The organism is Streptomyces sp. NPDC058665, assembly GCF_042714995.1.
In the GTDB taxonomy this organism is placed as follows: Bacteria; Actinomycetota; Actinomycetes; order Streptomycetales; family Streptomycetaceae; genus Streptomyces.
This window is the reverse complement of the sequence record NZ_JBHXRX010000113.1, coordinates 1-13,992: the sequence shown is the minus strand read 5'-3', so window position 1 is coordinate 13,992 and position 13,992 is coordinate 1. Positions and strand designations below refer to the sequence as shown.

Below are 13,992 nucleotides of genomic sequence, written 5' to 3'. Positions count from 1 at the left end.
ACGGCTTTTCGCCGTCGGCCGCACGCCGGTTCAGTCGGAAGCGTCAGTCGGCCGCGTCAGTCCGCGGTCCGCTCCAGAGCGGCCACGCCGATCGCGCTGTCCGCCATCCCGTAGAACACATAGACCGTCCCCGCGATCCGTTCGACGGCGGTCGGGAAGACAACGTTGCCGAGCGTTCCGGTGGTCTCCTCACGGGTCTCCGGAGACAGCCACGGCTCCGGTGAACGCGCCAGCACCCGCGCCGGGTCTGCCGGGTCCAGCAGGATGCCCCCGGCCCGGTAGACGGCGCCATGGCTGAGCTCGAAGCCCTTCGCGACCGGGCCGGTCACCCCGTGGTGGATAAGCAGCCAGCCCTCCGGCACCCGCAGCGGCGGCGGGCCCGCGCCGATCTTCGCCACCTCGAACGGCATCTCCGGGCCGGCGACCGGAGCGGAGTGCCGGAGCGAGGTCAGAGCCGAGAGATCGCGGCGGGCCGCCTCGGCGTCCACGTACGCGATCCAGATCGACGGACGGCCGTCCTCGACCCCGGCAGGGATCGGGGCGCCCTCGCCGGCACGCAGCCAGTCCAGATCCCACATCGGCCGGTGCAGCATCGCGAAGCTCGGGCGGCCGTCGGGGCCGGGAACGATCTCGGGGAAGAAGACGAGGTCCTTGTTGGGGAAGAAGTTCAAGTCCGTTGCCAGGTGCGGCTGATACGTGAAGTGCAGCGGGCCCAGACGGCGCCAGTTGATCGTGTCCGTGGAGACGGCCAGCGCGGGCCGCGGGCCGAGCGGACCGTACGCGACGTAGGTCATGACGTGCACGCCGAGGTCGGAGACGAAGGTGATACGGGGGTCTTCCACGCCGGCGTTGTGCGCGCCCCGCTCGAAGCCCTCGTCCGGGGACAGCACCACGCCTTGGCGCTCGACGCCGACCGGTACGCCGTCTTCGATCACGACGCGGGCGCGGCCGATGCGCGAGACGTTGCCGGCCGCGACCATGCGGGGGTAGAGGTACAGCTCGCCGTCGGGTCCCCAGGCGGTGGCCGGATTGAGGACGCCCTCCGCCTCCAGGGGGTCGGTGAGGTCGGCGTCCATGAGCACGCCCACCCGGTTCAGGGCATACGGGAGCGCGGTTTCGGTGTTGCGCTGGGTCATACCTAGCCTTTGATCGCGGATCCGAGGTTGGCAGAGGTGAAGTGGCGCTGGAAGAGCAGGAAGAGGACGACGGCCGGCACCGCCAGTACGCAGGCACCGGCGAGCACGGCGCCCATCGGGTTGTCCTGGAAGGTGGAGTTGGCCTGGGAGAAGTTGGCCAGGCTGACCGCGAGGGGCTGCATCTCCTGGTCCTTGGTCACCAGGAACGGCCACAGGAACTCGTTCCACGGGCCGATGAAGGTCACCAGCATGGCGGTGAGGATCGCGGGGCGCACCAGTGGCACCGCCACCGAGCGCAGGATGCGCGTTTCGCTCGCTCCGTCCATGCGCGCCGCGTCGAAGATCTCGCGCGGGATCTGGAGGAAGTACTGGCGGAAGATGAGCACCGCCACGGAGTTGACGGCGAACGGCAGGATCATCCCGGCGTAGCTGTCGGCGAGGCCGAAGTAGCGCACCACCATCACGTACAGCGGGATCATCAGCAGCTGGAACGGGATCGCCTGGACGAGCAGGACGAGCGCGAACACCAGACCGCGGCCACGGAAGCGCAGGATCGCCAGGGCGTAGCCGGCCAGCAGGCCGAAGACCAGCGTGCAGGCCACCACTCCGACGGTCATGATCAGTGAGTTGGTCAGGGCGGTGAGCAGGCTGAACGAGTCGTCGATGCCGGTGAGGTTGTCCAGGGTGAGGTTGCCGGGCCTGGGCAGCAGACCGCCGAGGCTGGTGTCGCGCTTCTTCTGCAGCGCCCCGATGAGCATGTAGTAGAACGGCAGTAGCGCGGCGAGGGCGCCGATGCCGAGTGCGGCGTGGCGCAGGACGCGCGAGGTGCGGGCCATGTCAGTCCCTCTCCGTGAGGCGCCGGGCCACGGTCGCGATGATGAGCACGCCGGTGACGAGGATCAGCCCGATGGCGGCCGCGGCGTCCGGCTCGCCCTGCTCGATGCCCCGCTGGTAGACCAGCAGCGCGGGGGTGAGCGAGGCGCCGCTCGGGCCGCCGCCGGTGAGCAGGAACGGCTCGGTGAAGATCTGTCCCGCGGTGATGACCGACAGCAGGATGACGAGCGAGGTGACGGGGCGGACGGCCGGCAGGGTGACGGCCAGGAACGCCTGCCGGCGCCCGGCGCCGTCGGTCAGTGCCGCCTCGTGCAGCTCCTTGGGCACGTTCTGGAGCGCGGCGAGGTAGAGCAGGATGTAGAAGCCGAGCTGCTTCCAGGTGACGTAGACGGCGATGAGCGGCATCACCAGCTGTTTGTTCGCCAGCCAGGACGGGTCAGGGGCCCAGGAGCCGAGCACGTTGTTGACGGCGCCGGAGCCGTTGAACAGAAACAGCCAGACGGCGAGAGTGGCGACCGAGGCTGTCACGTACGGCACGTAGTACGCGACCCTGAAGAAGCCCCGCCAGTGGGTCGCGGCATTCAGCGCCGACGCCAGCGTGAGCGCCAGCACCACGGTCAGCGGGATGTTGATCGCCATGAACAGCCCGAGGTTGACGAACGCGCGCCGGGTGTTCTTCTCGCCGAGGACCTCGGTGAAGTTGTCGAAGCCGACGAACGGGTGCGGCACGGAGACGCCGGGTGCGGTGAAGAAGTAGTCGTGGAAGGCCATCCATACGCCGACCCCGAACGGGACGATGAACACGACCAGGACGTACGCGGTGTACGGCGCGGTCAGAAGGAGCCCGAGAGGGCTGTCGCCCAGCCGGCGCCCAAGCCGCGGGACGGCGGGCCGCCGGCCCGGGACACGGGGCTCGTGCGCGGAAGTCGGCGGTGTGTGCCGGGTCGATGGACGGCGGCGGCGCGGGGCGCGGGGCGGATCACCCGCGGCCCGGGTGCCGTCGTGGCCGTCGTGGCCGTCGCCGCTGGCGCGGAGTGATTTCATGGTGCGCGCGCCTCGTCAGCCGGTGGCCTGGTCGTCGATCTGCTGCGCGGCCTTGTCGAAGGTCGACTTCACATCGCCTTTCCCGGGCAGCACCGCGTCCTCCCAGGCCGTACGGAAGGTCTTCCACACCTCGGTCGAGCCGGCGATGTTCGGCACGTCCACCGCCCGCGGGACCGCGTCGGCGAAGGGCTGGTAGAAGGGGTTGTCCTTGAGATAGCCGCCGGCGACAGCGGCCACGTCCCCGCGAGTGGGGAACTGCCCCGTCTTCTCCAGCAGTGCCACGTCGTTCTGCTTGTTCATCGAGAACTTGGTGAACTCCCAGGCGGTCTGCTTGTTCTCGCACGAGGTGAACAGGCCGACGTTCTTGGAGTCCGCGAACGTCGAGGTCTCACCGGCGGGTATTCCGGCGGCCGTTGGCAGCGGCACCACGCCGTACTTCACCTTGCCGTCGAACTGCCCCTTGCCCCACGGCCCGGCGATGCCCATGGCGGCCACGCCCTCGGCGAACGGGCCCGCCCACATGTCACCGCTGAACGCCTCCGGGGAGGAGTAGCCATCGGCATACATCCGCTGCCAGAAGCCGAGGGTCTGCTGTCCGGCCTCGGAAGTGAAGGTGGCCTTCTTGTCCTTCACGAGCTGCGTGCCGCCGGAGTTGGCCAGATACAGCGGGTAGAAGTCGAACAGCGCGTTGGTGTAGTCGCTGGTCGCCGGGGGGTACAGGGCGAATTTCGCCGCCTTGCCGCTCTTGATCTTCTTGGCCGCGGCGAGCACATCGTCGTACGTGCCCAGCTTCGGGTTCTCGGCGTCCAGGCCGGCCTTCTCGAAGACGTCCTTGTTGTAATAGAGCATGAACGGGTTGGTTTTCCACGGCACTTGATACAACTTGCCGTCCGGGGAACGGAAGCCGTCCGCGGCGCCGCCGGAGCGCCCCTTGATGAAGGACTCGGCATCGCCGAAGGTGTCCGAGAGATTGACCAGGCCGCCCTGCTTCTGGAATGCCGCGACCGCCGCCGGAGCGGTGTTGTAGACGAGGCAGGGGGTGTTGCCCGCGGTGATCGCGGCCCCGAGGACGTCTTCGGTGGACTTGCCCGACGGCACCGCCTTGGCGGTGACCTTCTCCTCGGGGTGCTCCGCGTTCCAGTCGGCCACTGTCGCCTTGGCCCAGGCTTGCTCCTGCTCGTTCGTCGAGTACCAGATGTCGATCGGTCCCGAGGTCGGCTTGCCGCCGCCGTCGGCGTCGCCCGAACCGCAGGCGGACAACGGCAGGACGACCGCCGCGGTGGTGGCCAGCACCGATATGCGCGGAAAACGCCTCATGGCGCTCAACTCCCTTTCCATGCGGGTGGTTGAGGGTCCGAAGCGACTCCCCTCCCGTCGCCGCCGGCCCGCCCCGTCGGAAATGATCACCACGGGGTTACGAGCGTCATCAAACCGGTTTAATATCTGAGCGTCAAGGATGGATGCGAGATGTTTCGGTATCCGGGGTGGCGCGCTCCTGTCACCCCGGGGCCCGGTGGGAAGGCGAGGCGGCATGGTGCAGGGCCAGGGAAAAGCGGCCGGGTCGGCGGACGGTTCCCACGAGGCGAAGCCTCCGCCGCCACGCCGGGGCAGGGGCAGCCGGCCGACGATCGGTGATGTCGCCGCGCTGGCCCAGGTCTCCAAGGCGACGGTCTCCTTCGTCATCAACGACCGCCCCGGGGTCAGCCCGCAGGCGCGCCGACGGGTCACGGACGCCATCGACCAGCTGGGCTGGCAGCCCAACGCCGGCGCCCGCGCACTCTCCACCAAGCGGTCCCAGACCCTCGGCCTGGTGATCCGCCGGCCGCCGGAACTGCTGAGCACCGACCCGTTCTTCCCCCAGTTCGTCGCCGGCATCGAGACCGGCCTCTCCCCCCTCGGCTACGCGCTCGTGCTCCAGGTCGTCCCCGACGAGGAGACCGAACGGCAGGCGTACGAGCGGCTGGCCCGGGACGGACGGGTCGACGGCGTGTTCCTCACCGATCTGCGCACCGACGACCCACGGCCCGCACTCGTGACGGAGCTGGGCATCGGCGCACTGATCGTCGGACCGCCGCAGCCCGGCAGCCCGGTGCCGGCCCTCGGGGTCGACGACGGCAGCGGGGTGCGCCGCGCGGTCGGCCATCTGCGCTCGCTCGGCCACCGGTGGATCGGACACGTCTGCGGAGAGGCCGGATATGTGCACACCCAGGCCCGGCGCGACGCCTGGCGCAGTGCGCTGGCGGATGCCGGCCTGCCCGAAATCCCGCCGGTGGAGGCGGACTTCACCGGCGCGGCCGGCGCTCGCGCCACGCACCAACTGCTGGACCTGGACCGGCCGCCGACCGCGATCGTGTACGCCAACGACCTGATGGCCATCGCCGGAATCACCGCCGCGACCAGCCGCAGGCTACGGGTCCCCGAGGACCTGTCGGTGGTGGGCTTCGACGACATCCCGCTGGCCGACTGCATCGCGCCACCACTGACGACGGTGCGCCAGGACGTGCTGGCCTGGGGACGCGCCGCCGCGCAGGCACTGGTCTCACTCACGGAGGGAGGAAAATTCCAGCCGACCGAACTCCCCCCAATGGAATTCGTGGTCCGCGCAAGCACCGCGCCACCAGGGACGTGAGCCCGGGGGCCGCGGGCGCAGGCCGGGGCGGGGCGGGGGACCATGCTCCCGGCTCCCGCCGACCGGCCCTGGTATGGGGCTACCCGCCCTCACTGCACTGCAAGTCCCGGCCGCCCAGCATTCCGGTTCCCGACCGGGCGTGGATGACAGCCGCCGAACCCTCGCCTGCTGCCGACTTCGAGCAAGCCCGGCCCGTGCCGGGCATGGCTTGTTGGACCCGACGGTGGAACTGCTCGCAGCCGCGGTGTCATCGTTACGGAACCGGGAGCCACATGCCGTAGCGCCCTGCACTCCGTCAGTGACAGGACTCCTGCCAGCACGAGCCCGCCCAGACCGAGAGTTGGCCACCATCAGTAATCGGTCACGCAACCGAACTGATGCGGCGCCCTGCCTCGCTCTTCTTCGAGTGCCGGACGACCGGACGGCTACCCCCGGTCCGCAAAAGGGGCCAGCACCCGGCCCACCTGCTCGGCCAACGCCCGAGCACGCCAGGCGTCCGGCACTCCGGGGGCTTTGAGCAGGGTCGGCACCAGAAAACCGGGGCTGAGCACGTGCACGGGTCCGTGAGGCGTCATCGCCTCCAGGAACCCGCCGGCGACCGGGGAGCCGTGCACCACGATCAGCGGGCGTACCACCACCGGGTGCAAACCGGCTACCGCGGCGACCGCCTGCGCGTACGAGGCGACCTTCTCGATCTGACTGTGCCGGTCGTCCGGCCCGCAGTGCACCCGCCCGTACACAAGCCCCGTGGTCCAGGTCCGGCGCCACGCCTTCGTGTCCAGTACGACCACCGCCGTCCCGCACGGGCTTATGAGGATGTGGTCCAGGTTGAACCGGCGCCCCCACAACATCAGGTCGTGCCACACCACCCACCCCCGCGCCTGGATCTCGACAAGTAATCGAGCGGTCTGCTCCTCCCCCGCGGCACCGTGCGACCACAACGCCGCTCTCGCGTCCGCGCGCCGCGCCGCACGCCGTCCGATACCTATCCAGGCCAGGACACGCCGCCACCAGCCCTTCCGGGCTGCCGCCCGCATTGCGGCGGCGTGCGCCGAAGCCGAGTTCCCCGCAGTCATTGAACGGTCTCCTTGCCGTGGTGACCGACCTCGCCACGGCGACCACCGTGATCGAGGAACATGGTCGGGTGCTTCGCACGCGAATTGCGGTGCGGCGCAGTCCTGTTGGAGCGGCACCCCACGGTGTCACGCGATCTCCGCCCCGGCCATAGCGCCATAACCGGTCATTCCACGGCGCGTTCGGTACGTCCGAGCGCGGCGCGGAGGACCCGGCCGCGCTCGTGCAGGCGAGAGATCCGGACTCCTCACGGGCCAACACCCCAGAAGGCGATAGCCCTCTGGGCTTCTCTGGGACATCCGGCCGTATGGACAGGCATGAGCGTCAGCGCCGTGTTCAGCGTCAAGAAGTCGCCCGCAACGCTCCTACCGCACGAAACGCACACCACCCGAACCGGCAGATATGGCGTCCTTCTCCACCGGCTCCAGGATCGCCACGCACTCCACGTGGTGCGTCATCGGGAACAAGTCGAACGCCCGCAGCGTCCGCGGTTTGTAGCCCGCCGTGCGGAAGTACGCCAAGTCGCGGGCCAGTGCCGCCGGGTCGCAGGCCACGTACGCGATACGGCGGGCGCCCAGGGTCGCGAGGTGGGTGACGACTTGTTTGCCCGCGCCCGCGCGTGGGGGGTCCAGGACGATCAGGTCCGTCTCGGTGATCTGGGTGCGGGGCAGGACCGTGTCGACCTTGCCGTGTTCGATGCGGACCCGGGGGAGGTCCTGGAGGTTGTACTGGGCGTCCTCCGCCGCGCGGCGGCCCGATTCGATGCCCAGCACCGCGCCCGTCTCGCCGACCCGTTGCGCGATCGCCCCCGCGAAGAGGCCCACCCCGCAGTAGAGGTCCAGGGCCGTCTCGCCCTTGCGGGGCATCAGGCCCTGCATCACGGCCTCCACCAGGACCTCGGGGGCCTTCGGGTGGACCTGCCAGAAGCCGCCCATGCCGATGCGCCAGGTGCGGTCGTCGGCGCGTTCGCGGACGAAGGCGCGGCCGTGGACCCGGTGCACTCCCCCGTCGTGCTCCTCAACGCGCAGGACGGACACCGGCTTGTCCAGCTCGACCAGCGGGAGCCGGCCGCCCTTGACCGGCGCGAGGATCACCTGGCGGTCGCCGGAGCCGGACGCCGCGATCGCCTCGACCGAGGCCATCTGGGGCCATTCACGCTTCTCGACGCCCAGTTCGCTGACGCCCGCGGAGGCGATCATGCAGTGGTCGACGGGCTGTACCTCGTGCGAACGGTGCTTGCGCAGTCCGGCCCGGCCGTCGGCGTCGACGGCGTACTGCACGCGCGTACGCCACTGGGGCACCTCACCGGCGGGCAGCTTGTCGCCGGGCGCGGGCATGACCGTGCCGTCCCAGCCCGCCTCCTCCGGGGTGAGCCCGGCCAGCCGCTGGAGCTGCTCGGCGATGACCTCGCCCTTGAGGCGCCGCTGCGCGCCCGGCTTGGCGTGCTGCCAGTCGCAGCCGCCGCACATGCCGGGGCCCGCGTACGGGCACGGGGCCTGGACGCGGTCCTTGGAGGCGTCCAGGATCTCGACCGCGTCGGCCCGCAGAAAGCGCGAGCTCTCGTCGCCGTCCGTCACACGGGCGACGACCTTCTCGCCGGGCAGCGTGTGCCGTACGAAGAGCACCCGGCCGTCGTCGGTGCGGGCGACGCAGTGGCCGCCGTGCGCGACGGGGCCGACCTCGACCTCGTACTCCTCCCCGACCAGCGAAGCCTGTTCCGGAGTGTGCTCAGAAGGCTGCGGTTTTGTCTGCATGACGGGGTGGGCTCCAAAACAAGGGGATACACGGACGGCAGCCAGCCAGTCTAGGGCTTCTCGGTCGGCTCCTTCTTCGTCCGGGTGTCCACCGGCCCCCGCCGCACCGAGCCGGGCGCGTTCCACTCCGCGCGCCGCCGCGCCCTCTTCTTGGCGACCTCGGACGACTCCAGCTGGTACGGCACCGAGGTCACCATCACGCCCGGTGTGAAGAGCAGCCGCCCCTTGAGCCGCAGCGCGCTCTGGTTGTGCAGCACCTGCTCGAACCAGCGGCCGACCACGTACTCGGGGATGAAGATGCTCACCACGTCACGCGGATTCTCGGTGCGCAGGCCCCGTACGTACTCGATGACCGGCCGCGTGATCTCCCGGTACGGGGAGTCGAGGATCTTCAGCGGCACGTTGATGCCGCGCCGCTCCCACTCCTCCCTGAGCTGCTTCGTCTCGACGGGGTCGACGTTGATGCTGAGCGCCTCCAGCCGGTCCGACCGGGTCAGCTTGGCGAACGCGAGGGCGCGCAGCGTCGGCTTGTGGAGCTTGGAGACCAGCACGATGGTGTGCACGCGGGAGGGCCGTACGCCGTCGTCGCCGGGGCTCTCCGCCGCCGCGATCTCCCGCGCCACATGGTCGTAGTGCCTGCGGATCGCGGTCATCGTCCCGTAGAAGATCACCATGCCGAGCAGCGCGACCCACGCCCCGTGCGTGAACTTGGTGGCCAGGACGATGATCAGGACGAGCCCGGTGAAGAAGGCGCCGAAGGCGTTGATCGCCCGGGAGCGGATCATGTGGCGGCGCTTGGCCTTGTCGCGCTCCGTGCGCAGATGGCGGTTCCAGTGCCGGACCATGCCCGTCTGGCTCAGGGTGAAGGAGACGAAGACGCCGACGATGTAGAGCTGGATCAGCTTGGTCGAGTCCGCCCCGTACAGCCAGACCAGCAGGATGGCGGCGCCGGCCAGCAGCACGATGCCGTTGGAGAAGGCGAGGCGGTCGCCGCGCGTGTGGAGCTGGCGCGGCAGGTAGCGGTCCTGCGCGAGGATCGAGCCGAGGAGCGGGAAGCCGTTGTAGGCGGTGTTGGCGGCCAGGAAGAGCACGAGCGCGGTGGCCGCCGCGAGCAGCACGAAGAAGAAGGTGTCCGGGCCGAAGACGGCGGCGGCGACCTGGGAGATGACCGGATTCTGGACGTAGCCGTCGCCGACCGGCACCCCGTCGCGGAGCAGGTCCCTGCCCGGGAACTCGGCCATCTTCACATCGGTGGCCATGGCCAGGACGATGATGCCGCAGAACATGGTGACGGCCAGCGTGCCCATCAGCGCGAGGGTCGTCGCGGCGTTCCTGCTCTTGGGCTTACGGAAGGCGGGGACGCCGTTGCTGATGGCCTCGACGCCGGTGAGGGCCGCACAGCCGGAGGAGAACGCGCGCAGCAGCAGGAAGACCAGCGCGAACCCGGCGAGTCCGCTCTCCTCCGCCTTGATCTCGAAGTGGGCCGTGGGCGCTTCCATGGTGTCGTTGAGCACGAGGCCGCGGTAGGCGCCCCACACGATCATGATGAAGACGCCGGTGACGAAGACATACGTGGGGATGGCGAAGAGCTTGCCCGATTCCCTGACACCGCGCAGATTCATCAGCGTCAGGAGGACGATTATCCCCACCGCGCAGATGACCTTGTTCTCGATGACGAAGGGGATCGCCGAGCCGAGATTCTCCACGCCGGAGGAGATGGAGACGGCCACGGTCAGTACGTAGTCGACGAGCAGCGCGCTCGCGACGGTCAGACCGGCCTTGGGACCGAGGTTGGTGTTGGCGACCTCGTAGTCGCCGCCGCCGCTCGGGTAGGCGTGCACGTTCTGCCGGTAGGAGGCGACGACGGTGAACATCAGGACGACGACGGCCAGTGCGATCCACGGGCTGAAGTGGTACGCCGACGCGCCCGCGATGGAGAGCACCAGGAGGACTTCCCCCGGCGCGTAGGCCACCGAGGAAAGCGGGTCGGAGGCGAAGACAGGTAGCGCGATGCGTTTGGGGAGGAGCGTTTCTCCCAACCTGTCGCTACGCAGCGCCCTTCCGATCAGGATCCGTTTGGGCACGTCGGTCAGTTTCGGCACGTTGAGGATCGTAAGCCGTTCGACGTGGGGCTTAGCAAGCACCACCCCACCTCGGCGGAGCGGGGGCCCCGGCGCGCCTCGCCGGGTCACGGTCGGCGACGCCGGGACTCCGTCACGACGTCAGACGCGCTCCGGAGCGCGCCCTTCCGCAGGCCCGTCCACGGGCCCGTCCGCCGACCCCTGCGCGGGCCCGTCCGCATGCCGTTCCCGGGTCCGCCCCGCCGGTCCGCCGGCGCCCCCGGAGAGCCGCCCCGGCCACCAGAACCGGCGCCCCAGGTCCAGCGCGAGCGCGGGCACCAGCACCGTACGGACCAGGAAGGTGTCCAGCAGGACGCCGATGCCGACGATCACGCCCAGCTGCGCCATCGTCACGAGCGGCAGCACCGCGAAGACGGCGAAGGTCGCCGCGAGCACGACGCCCGCCGACGTGATGACGCCGCCGGTGCCGGTCAGGCCCTCCAGGACCCCGCGCGCGCGGCCGACGCGCAGCGCCTCCTCACGGACGCGGTGCATCAGGAAGATGTTGTAGTCGATCCCGAGGGCGACCAGGACCACCACCAGCACCACCGGGATGACGGTCCGCAGATCGCGGTCGGCGGCCCGCTGGGTGTCCAGCGTCTGCGCGGTGGCGCCGCCGACCAGCGCGCCGGCCCCGTCGACGGTCCGTACGGCCTCCCGGAGCCGGTCGACGGTGTCCTTGGCCGCCGCGCTGTCCGGGGCGTCGGTGAGCACCACCGAGAGCGCCGCGAGCCGCCCGTCGGGCGTACGGTCGCCGTCCTCCACCAGCGCGACGCCCTTCACGCCCCGTACGACCGACTCGACGTCGGCGGCGTGGTCGGCGCGCGGGTGACGATTTTCGCCGGGTCCGACGCGCACCACGGCGCGATGGTTTGCCGACCTGCCGCGGCGCCCGGGGCGGTGCCCTGAGCGATGGATCTCCATGAGTACGGCCGGGAGCGGGAACTCCCGGCCGTACGACTTCAGTTGGTGCCGCGCGGAGCTACTCGATCTCGCGCATCATCTTCTCCATCGACGCGATCGAACCCCGGGCCTGCGTCAGCTCGTCGAGCGTGCGGCGGTGCAGCTCGACGTTGTCCTCCAACAACTGGGCGTACTTCACCGCGAGTTGCTTGTACTGCTCCTCGCGCGCCGCGAGCATCCGCGCGCGCCAGGTCGCCGCGATCTGCCACACGACCACGATGAGGAACAGGAACACACCGCCGGCGCCGACGGCCCCGGCCAGGTCCGTCCAGCCCGAATCATTCATTTCGCGGACTCCTTCACGGTCGTTCTCTCTTCCTCGGGAAGCGTCAGCGCCGCCGTCGCGACGGTCTGAGGCGTCAGGGCGAAACAGAAGGGCGTCAGCTCGAAGTACTTCATCGACTTGCCGCTCTCGGACAGCTCCAGCGTCCCGACGACGAGCCCGGCCGCCTCCAGCCGCTGGAGATGCATATGCAGCAGCGGGCGGCCGATGCCGAGTTCGCGGGCGAGTCTGCTGACGTAGTTACGGCCTTCCAGGAGCGCGCCGACGATCCGCATACGGTGCGGATTGCCCAGCGCGGCAAGCACCTTCAGCAACTCGTCGCCGGTCGGGACCTCTTGCATCGCAGCGCCCTTCCTCAGCACCTGTCAGAGACAGGCTGACAGTAGCCGTCGGGACCTGTCAAAGAAACCTGACACATATCAGGGTGGGCTGAGGGGAACTCGGGGTCGTCTCAGGGTGTCCCCCTACGCCTCCCCGGCACGGGTGACGGCAGGTCGGGCCAGGACGCATAAGCTCATCCACGGGCGGCGCCCCGTACGGTTGTCCCGTCCGTGGCCCGGCGCACGGAGAAGGAAGAGTGAACCAGGTGTTTACGCAGGTCAGCTCGGCGAACAGGACTGCGGGGTAAAGAGGACGTGCACATCGTCATCATGGGCTGCGGCCGAGTGGGAGCCGCACTCGCCACCAGCCTGGAGAGGCAGGGGCACACGGTCGCCGTCATCGACCAGGACCCCACGGCGTTCCGCCGGCTCGGCTCCGGCTTCGGCGGGCGGCGCGTCAACGGGGTCGGCTTCGACCAGGACACCCTGCGCGACGCGGGCATCGAGGACGCGGGCGCGTTCGCCGCGGTCAGCAGCGGCGACAACTCGAACATCATCGCCGCCCGGGTGGCCCGCGAGATGTTCGGCATCGAGAACGTGGCCGCGCGCATCTACGACCCCCGGCGCGCCGAGGTCTACCAACGGCTCGGCATCCCCACGGTGGCGACCGTCCGCTGGACCGCCGACCAGATGCTCCGGCGGCTGCTGCCGTCCGGCGCGGAGCCGCTGTGGCGCGACCCGAGCGGCGGCGTCCAGCTGGCCGAGGTCCACACTTCGACCGCCTGGATCGGCCACAAGATCAGCACTCTCCAGGAGGAGACGGGCGTCCGCGTGGCGTTCCTCACCCGGCTCGGCGAGGCCATACTGCCCACGTCGCAGACGGTGCTCCAGGAGGGCGATCTCGTCCACGTGATGATGCGTACGGACGACATCCAGAAGGTCGAGGCGGTTTTCGCCGAGGGTCCTGAGGAGGGCGGTCACTGATGCGCGTCGCGATTGCCGGAGCCGGCGCGGTGGGTCGTTCCATCGCGGGCGAACTGCTGGAGAACGGCCACGAGGTCCTGCTGATCGACAAGGCGCCCACCGCCATCTCGGTCGAGCGGGTGCCGATGGCGGAGTGGCTGCTGGCCGACGCGTGCGAGATCACCTCGCTGGACGAGGCGGCGCTCCAGCGCTGCAACGTCGTGATCGCGGCGACCGGCGACGACAAGGTGAACCTGGTCGTCTCGCTGCTGGCCAAGACGGAGTACGGCGTACCGAGGGTGGTCGCCCGGGTCAACAACCCGAAGAACGAGTGGCTGTTCAACGAGTCATGGGGTGTCGACGTCGCGGTCTCGACGCCGCGTCTGATGTCGGCGCTGGTGGAGGAGGCGGTGAGCGTCGGCGACCTCGTACGGCTGCTGCGCTTCAGCCACGGCGACGCGAACCTGGTGGAGCTGACGCTGCCGCCGGAGTCGGCGGTGACGGGGACGCAGGTGGGGGACGTGACCTGGCCGGAGGACACGTCGCTGGTGACGATCATCCGGGGTTCACGGGTGCTGACGCCGCACGCGGAGGAGACGCTGGAGGCGGGGGACGAGCTGCTGTTCGTGGCGGCGCAGGCGCGCGAGGAGCAACTGGAGGACTTGCTGTCGGTGCGACGGGAGGACGCGTAAACGCTGGCGCTGTGCGGGGTCGCCTCCGGCGGGGTTCGTGGTGCGGGGTTGCGGGTTCGTTGCCGGGGGCGGGGGTCGGGGCCTTCGGAGGGGTATGTCCGGACGGCGTGATTTACGGCGCGTGCAAGGTTGTTGGACCCGACGGGACGTTCTTGTTCACGCGACACAAATCAGCCTGAG

At 69.8% G+C, this 13,992-nt stretch carries 12 protein-coding genes and 1 pseudogene; 3 read left to right on the top strand and 10 right to left on the bottom strand.

All coding sequences use genetic code 11. From position 1 onward, the window contains the following. Window positions 1-56: 56 nt before the first annotated feature. The 4 genes from ACFWV8_RS37290 to ACFWV8_RS37275 are packed head-to-tail and all read right to left on the bottom strand — an operon-like array spanning window position 57 to window position 4,331. On the bottom strand, window positions 57-1,136 hold the full coding sequence (locus ACFWV8_RS37290) for a glycosidase (RefSeq protein ID WP_384214803.1): 1,080 nt from the start codon (window positions 1,134-1,136) through the stop codon (window positions 57-59). 2 nt (window positions 1,137-1,138) lie between these two features. Then, complete coding sequence (locus tag ACFWV8_RS37285; RefSeq protein ID WP_384214801.1) at window positions 1,139-1,972, bottom strand: carbohydrate ABC transporter permease; 834 nt, start codon at window positions 1,970-1,972, stop codon at window positions 1,139-1,141. Between the two features lies 1 nt (window position 1,973). Beyond that, on the bottom strand, window positions 1,974-3,014 hold the full coding sequence (locus ACFWV8_RS37280) for a carbohydrate ABC transporter permease (RefSeq protein WP_384214799.1): 1,041 nt from the start codon (window positions 3,012-3,014) through the stop codon (window positions 1,974-1,976). A 15-nt stretch (window positions 3,015-3,029) separates the two neighbouring features. Beyond that, window positions 3,030-4,331 (bottom strand): extracellular solute-binding protein, encoded by a 1,302-nt coding sequence (locus tag ACFWV8_RS37275; RefSeq protein WP_384214796.1) that lies wholly within the window; start codon window positions 4,329-4,331, stop codon window positions 3,030-3,032. 214 nt (window positions 4,332-4,545) lie between these two features. Here ACFWV8_RS37275 and ACFWV8_RS37270 point away from each other — a divergent pair, with 214 nt between their 5' ends. Continuing rightward, the gene (locus ACFWV8_RS37270) at window positions 4,546-5,643 is read left to right on the top strand and encodes a LacI family DNA-binding transcriptional regulator (RefSeq protein WP_384214794.1); all 1,098 of its coding nucleotides are present in this window, start codon (window positions 4,546-4,548) and stop codon (window positions 5,641-5,643) included. Window positions 5,644-6,068: 425 nt separating this feature from the next. Here the strand turns inward: ACFWV8_RS37270 and ACFWV8_RS37265 are convergent, their stop codons facing one another. The 6 genes and pseudogenes from ACFWV8_RS37265 to ACFWV8_RS37240 all read right to left on the bottom strand — a co-directional run bounded on the left by ACFWV8_RS37265 (window position 6,069) and on the right by ACFWV8_RS37240 (window position 12,178). Continuing rightward, window positions 6,069-6,719 carry a nuclease-related domain-containing protein gene (locus ACFWV8_RS37265; protein ID WP_384214792.1) on the bottom strand — a complete coding sequence of 217 codons (651 nt, stop codon included), beginning with the start codon at window positions 6,717-6,719 and terminating at the stop codon, window positions 6,069-6,071. 363 nt (window positions 6,720-7,082) lie between these two features. Continuing rightward, window positions 7,083-8,471 (bottom strand): class I SAM-dependent RNA methyltransferase, encoded by a 1,389-nt coding sequence (locus tag ACFWV8_RS37260; protein ID WP_384214790.1) that lies wholly within the window; start codon window positions 8,469-8,471, stop codon window positions 7,083-7,085. 50 nt (window positions 8,472-8,521) lie between these two features. Further along, window positions 8,522-10,573 carry an APC family permease gene (locus ACFWV8_RS37255; protein ID WP_384214788.1) on the bottom strand — a complete coding sequence of 684 codons (2,052 nt, stop codon included), beginning with the start codon at window positions 10,571-10,573 and terminating at the stop codon, window positions 8,522-8,524. A gap of 120 nt (window positions 10,574-10,693) precedes the next feature. After that, window positions 10,694-11,454, bottom strand: a pseudogene (locus ACFWV8_RS37250) (MMPL family transporter); the annotation flags it as partial. A 119-nt stretch (window positions 11,455-11,573) separates the two neighbouring features. Continuing rightward, a complete protein-coding gene (locus tag ACFWV8_RS37245) occupies window positions 11,574-11,840 on the bottom strand; it encodes a hypothetical protein (RefSeq protein ID WP_329380475.1) in 267 nt (88 codons plus the stop codon). Beyond that, on the bottom strand, window positions 11,837-12,178 hold the full coding sequence (locus ACFWV8_RS37240) for a winged helix-turn-helix domain-containing protein (protein ID WP_329380478.1): 342 nt from the start codon (window positions 12,176-12,178) through the stop codon (window positions 11,837-11,839). The genes ACFWV8_RS37245 and ACFWV8_RS37240 overlap by 4 nt, the downstream gene beginning before the upstream one ends. Window positions 12,179-12,472: 294 nt before the next feature. On the opposite strand from ACFWV8_RS37240, the gene ACFWV8_RS37235 reads away from it, so the two are divergent. Together ACFWV8_RS37235 and ACFWV8_RS37230 are read left to right on the top strand one after the other, a co-directional pair. After that, complete coding sequence (locus ACFWV8_RS37235) at window positions 12,473-13,141, top strand: potassium channel family protein (protein ID WP_384214785.1); 669 nt, start codon at window positions 12,473-12,475, stop codon at window positions 13,139-13,141. Beyond that, entirely contained in the window at window positions 13,141-13,812 is a 672-nt protein-coding gene (locus ACFWV8_RS37230; protein WP_023538137.1) for a TrkA family potassium uptake protein, read from the top strand. The genes ACFWV8_RS37235 and ACFWV8_RS37230 overlap by 1 nt, the downstream gene beginning before the upstream one ends. Window positions 13,813-13,992 lie beyond the last annotated feature (180 nt).

What these genes read in the sequence shown, in the direction of transcription:
- ACFWV8_RS37290 (WP_384214803.1), bottom strand. Translation starts at nt 1,136, where the DNA reads ATGACCCAGCGCAACACCGAAACCGCGCTCCCGTATGCCCTGAACCGG.
- ACFWV8_RS37270 (WP_384214794.1), top strand. Translation starts at nt 4,546, where the DNA reads ATGGTGCAGGGCCAGGGAAAAGCGGCCGGGTCGGCGGACGGTTCCCAC.
- ACFWV8_RS37240 (WP_329380478.1), bottom strand. Translation starts at nt 12,178, where the DNA reads ATGCAAGAGGTCCCGACCGGCGACGAGTTGCTGAAGGTGCTTGCCGCG.
- ACFWV8_RS37275 (WP_384214796.1), bottom strand. Translation starts at nt 4,331, where the DNA reads ATGAGGCGTTTTCCGCGCATATCGGTGCTGGCCACCACCGCGGCGGTC.
- ACFWV8_RS37285 (WP_384214801.1), bottom strand. Translation starts at nt 1,972, where the DNA reads ATGGCCCGCACCTCGCGCGTCCTGCGCCACGCCGCACTCGGCATCGGC.
- ACFWV8_RS37280 (WP_384214799.1), bottom strand. Translation starts at nt 3,014, where the DNA reads ATGAAATCACTCCGCGCCAGCGGCGACGGCCACGACGGCCACGACGGC.
- ACFWV8_RS37245 (WP_329380475.1), bottom strand. Translation starts at nt 11,840, where the DNA reads ATGAATGATTCGGGCTGGACGGACCTGGCCGGGGCCGTCGGCGCCGGC.
- ACFWV8_RS37260 (WP_384214790.1), bottom strand. Translation starts at nt 8,471, where the DNA reads ATGCAGACAAAACCGCAGCCTTCTGAGCACACTCCGGAACAGGCTTCG.
- ACFWV8_RS37265 (WP_384214792.1), bottom strand. Translation starts at nt 6,719, where the DNA reads ATGACTGCGGGGAACTCGGCTTCGGCGCACGCCGCCGCAATGCGGGCG.
- ACFWV8_RS37230 (WP_023538137.1), top strand. Translation starts at nt 13,141, where the DNA reads ATGCGCGTCGCGATTGCCGGAGCCGGCGCGGTGGGTCGTTCCATCGCG.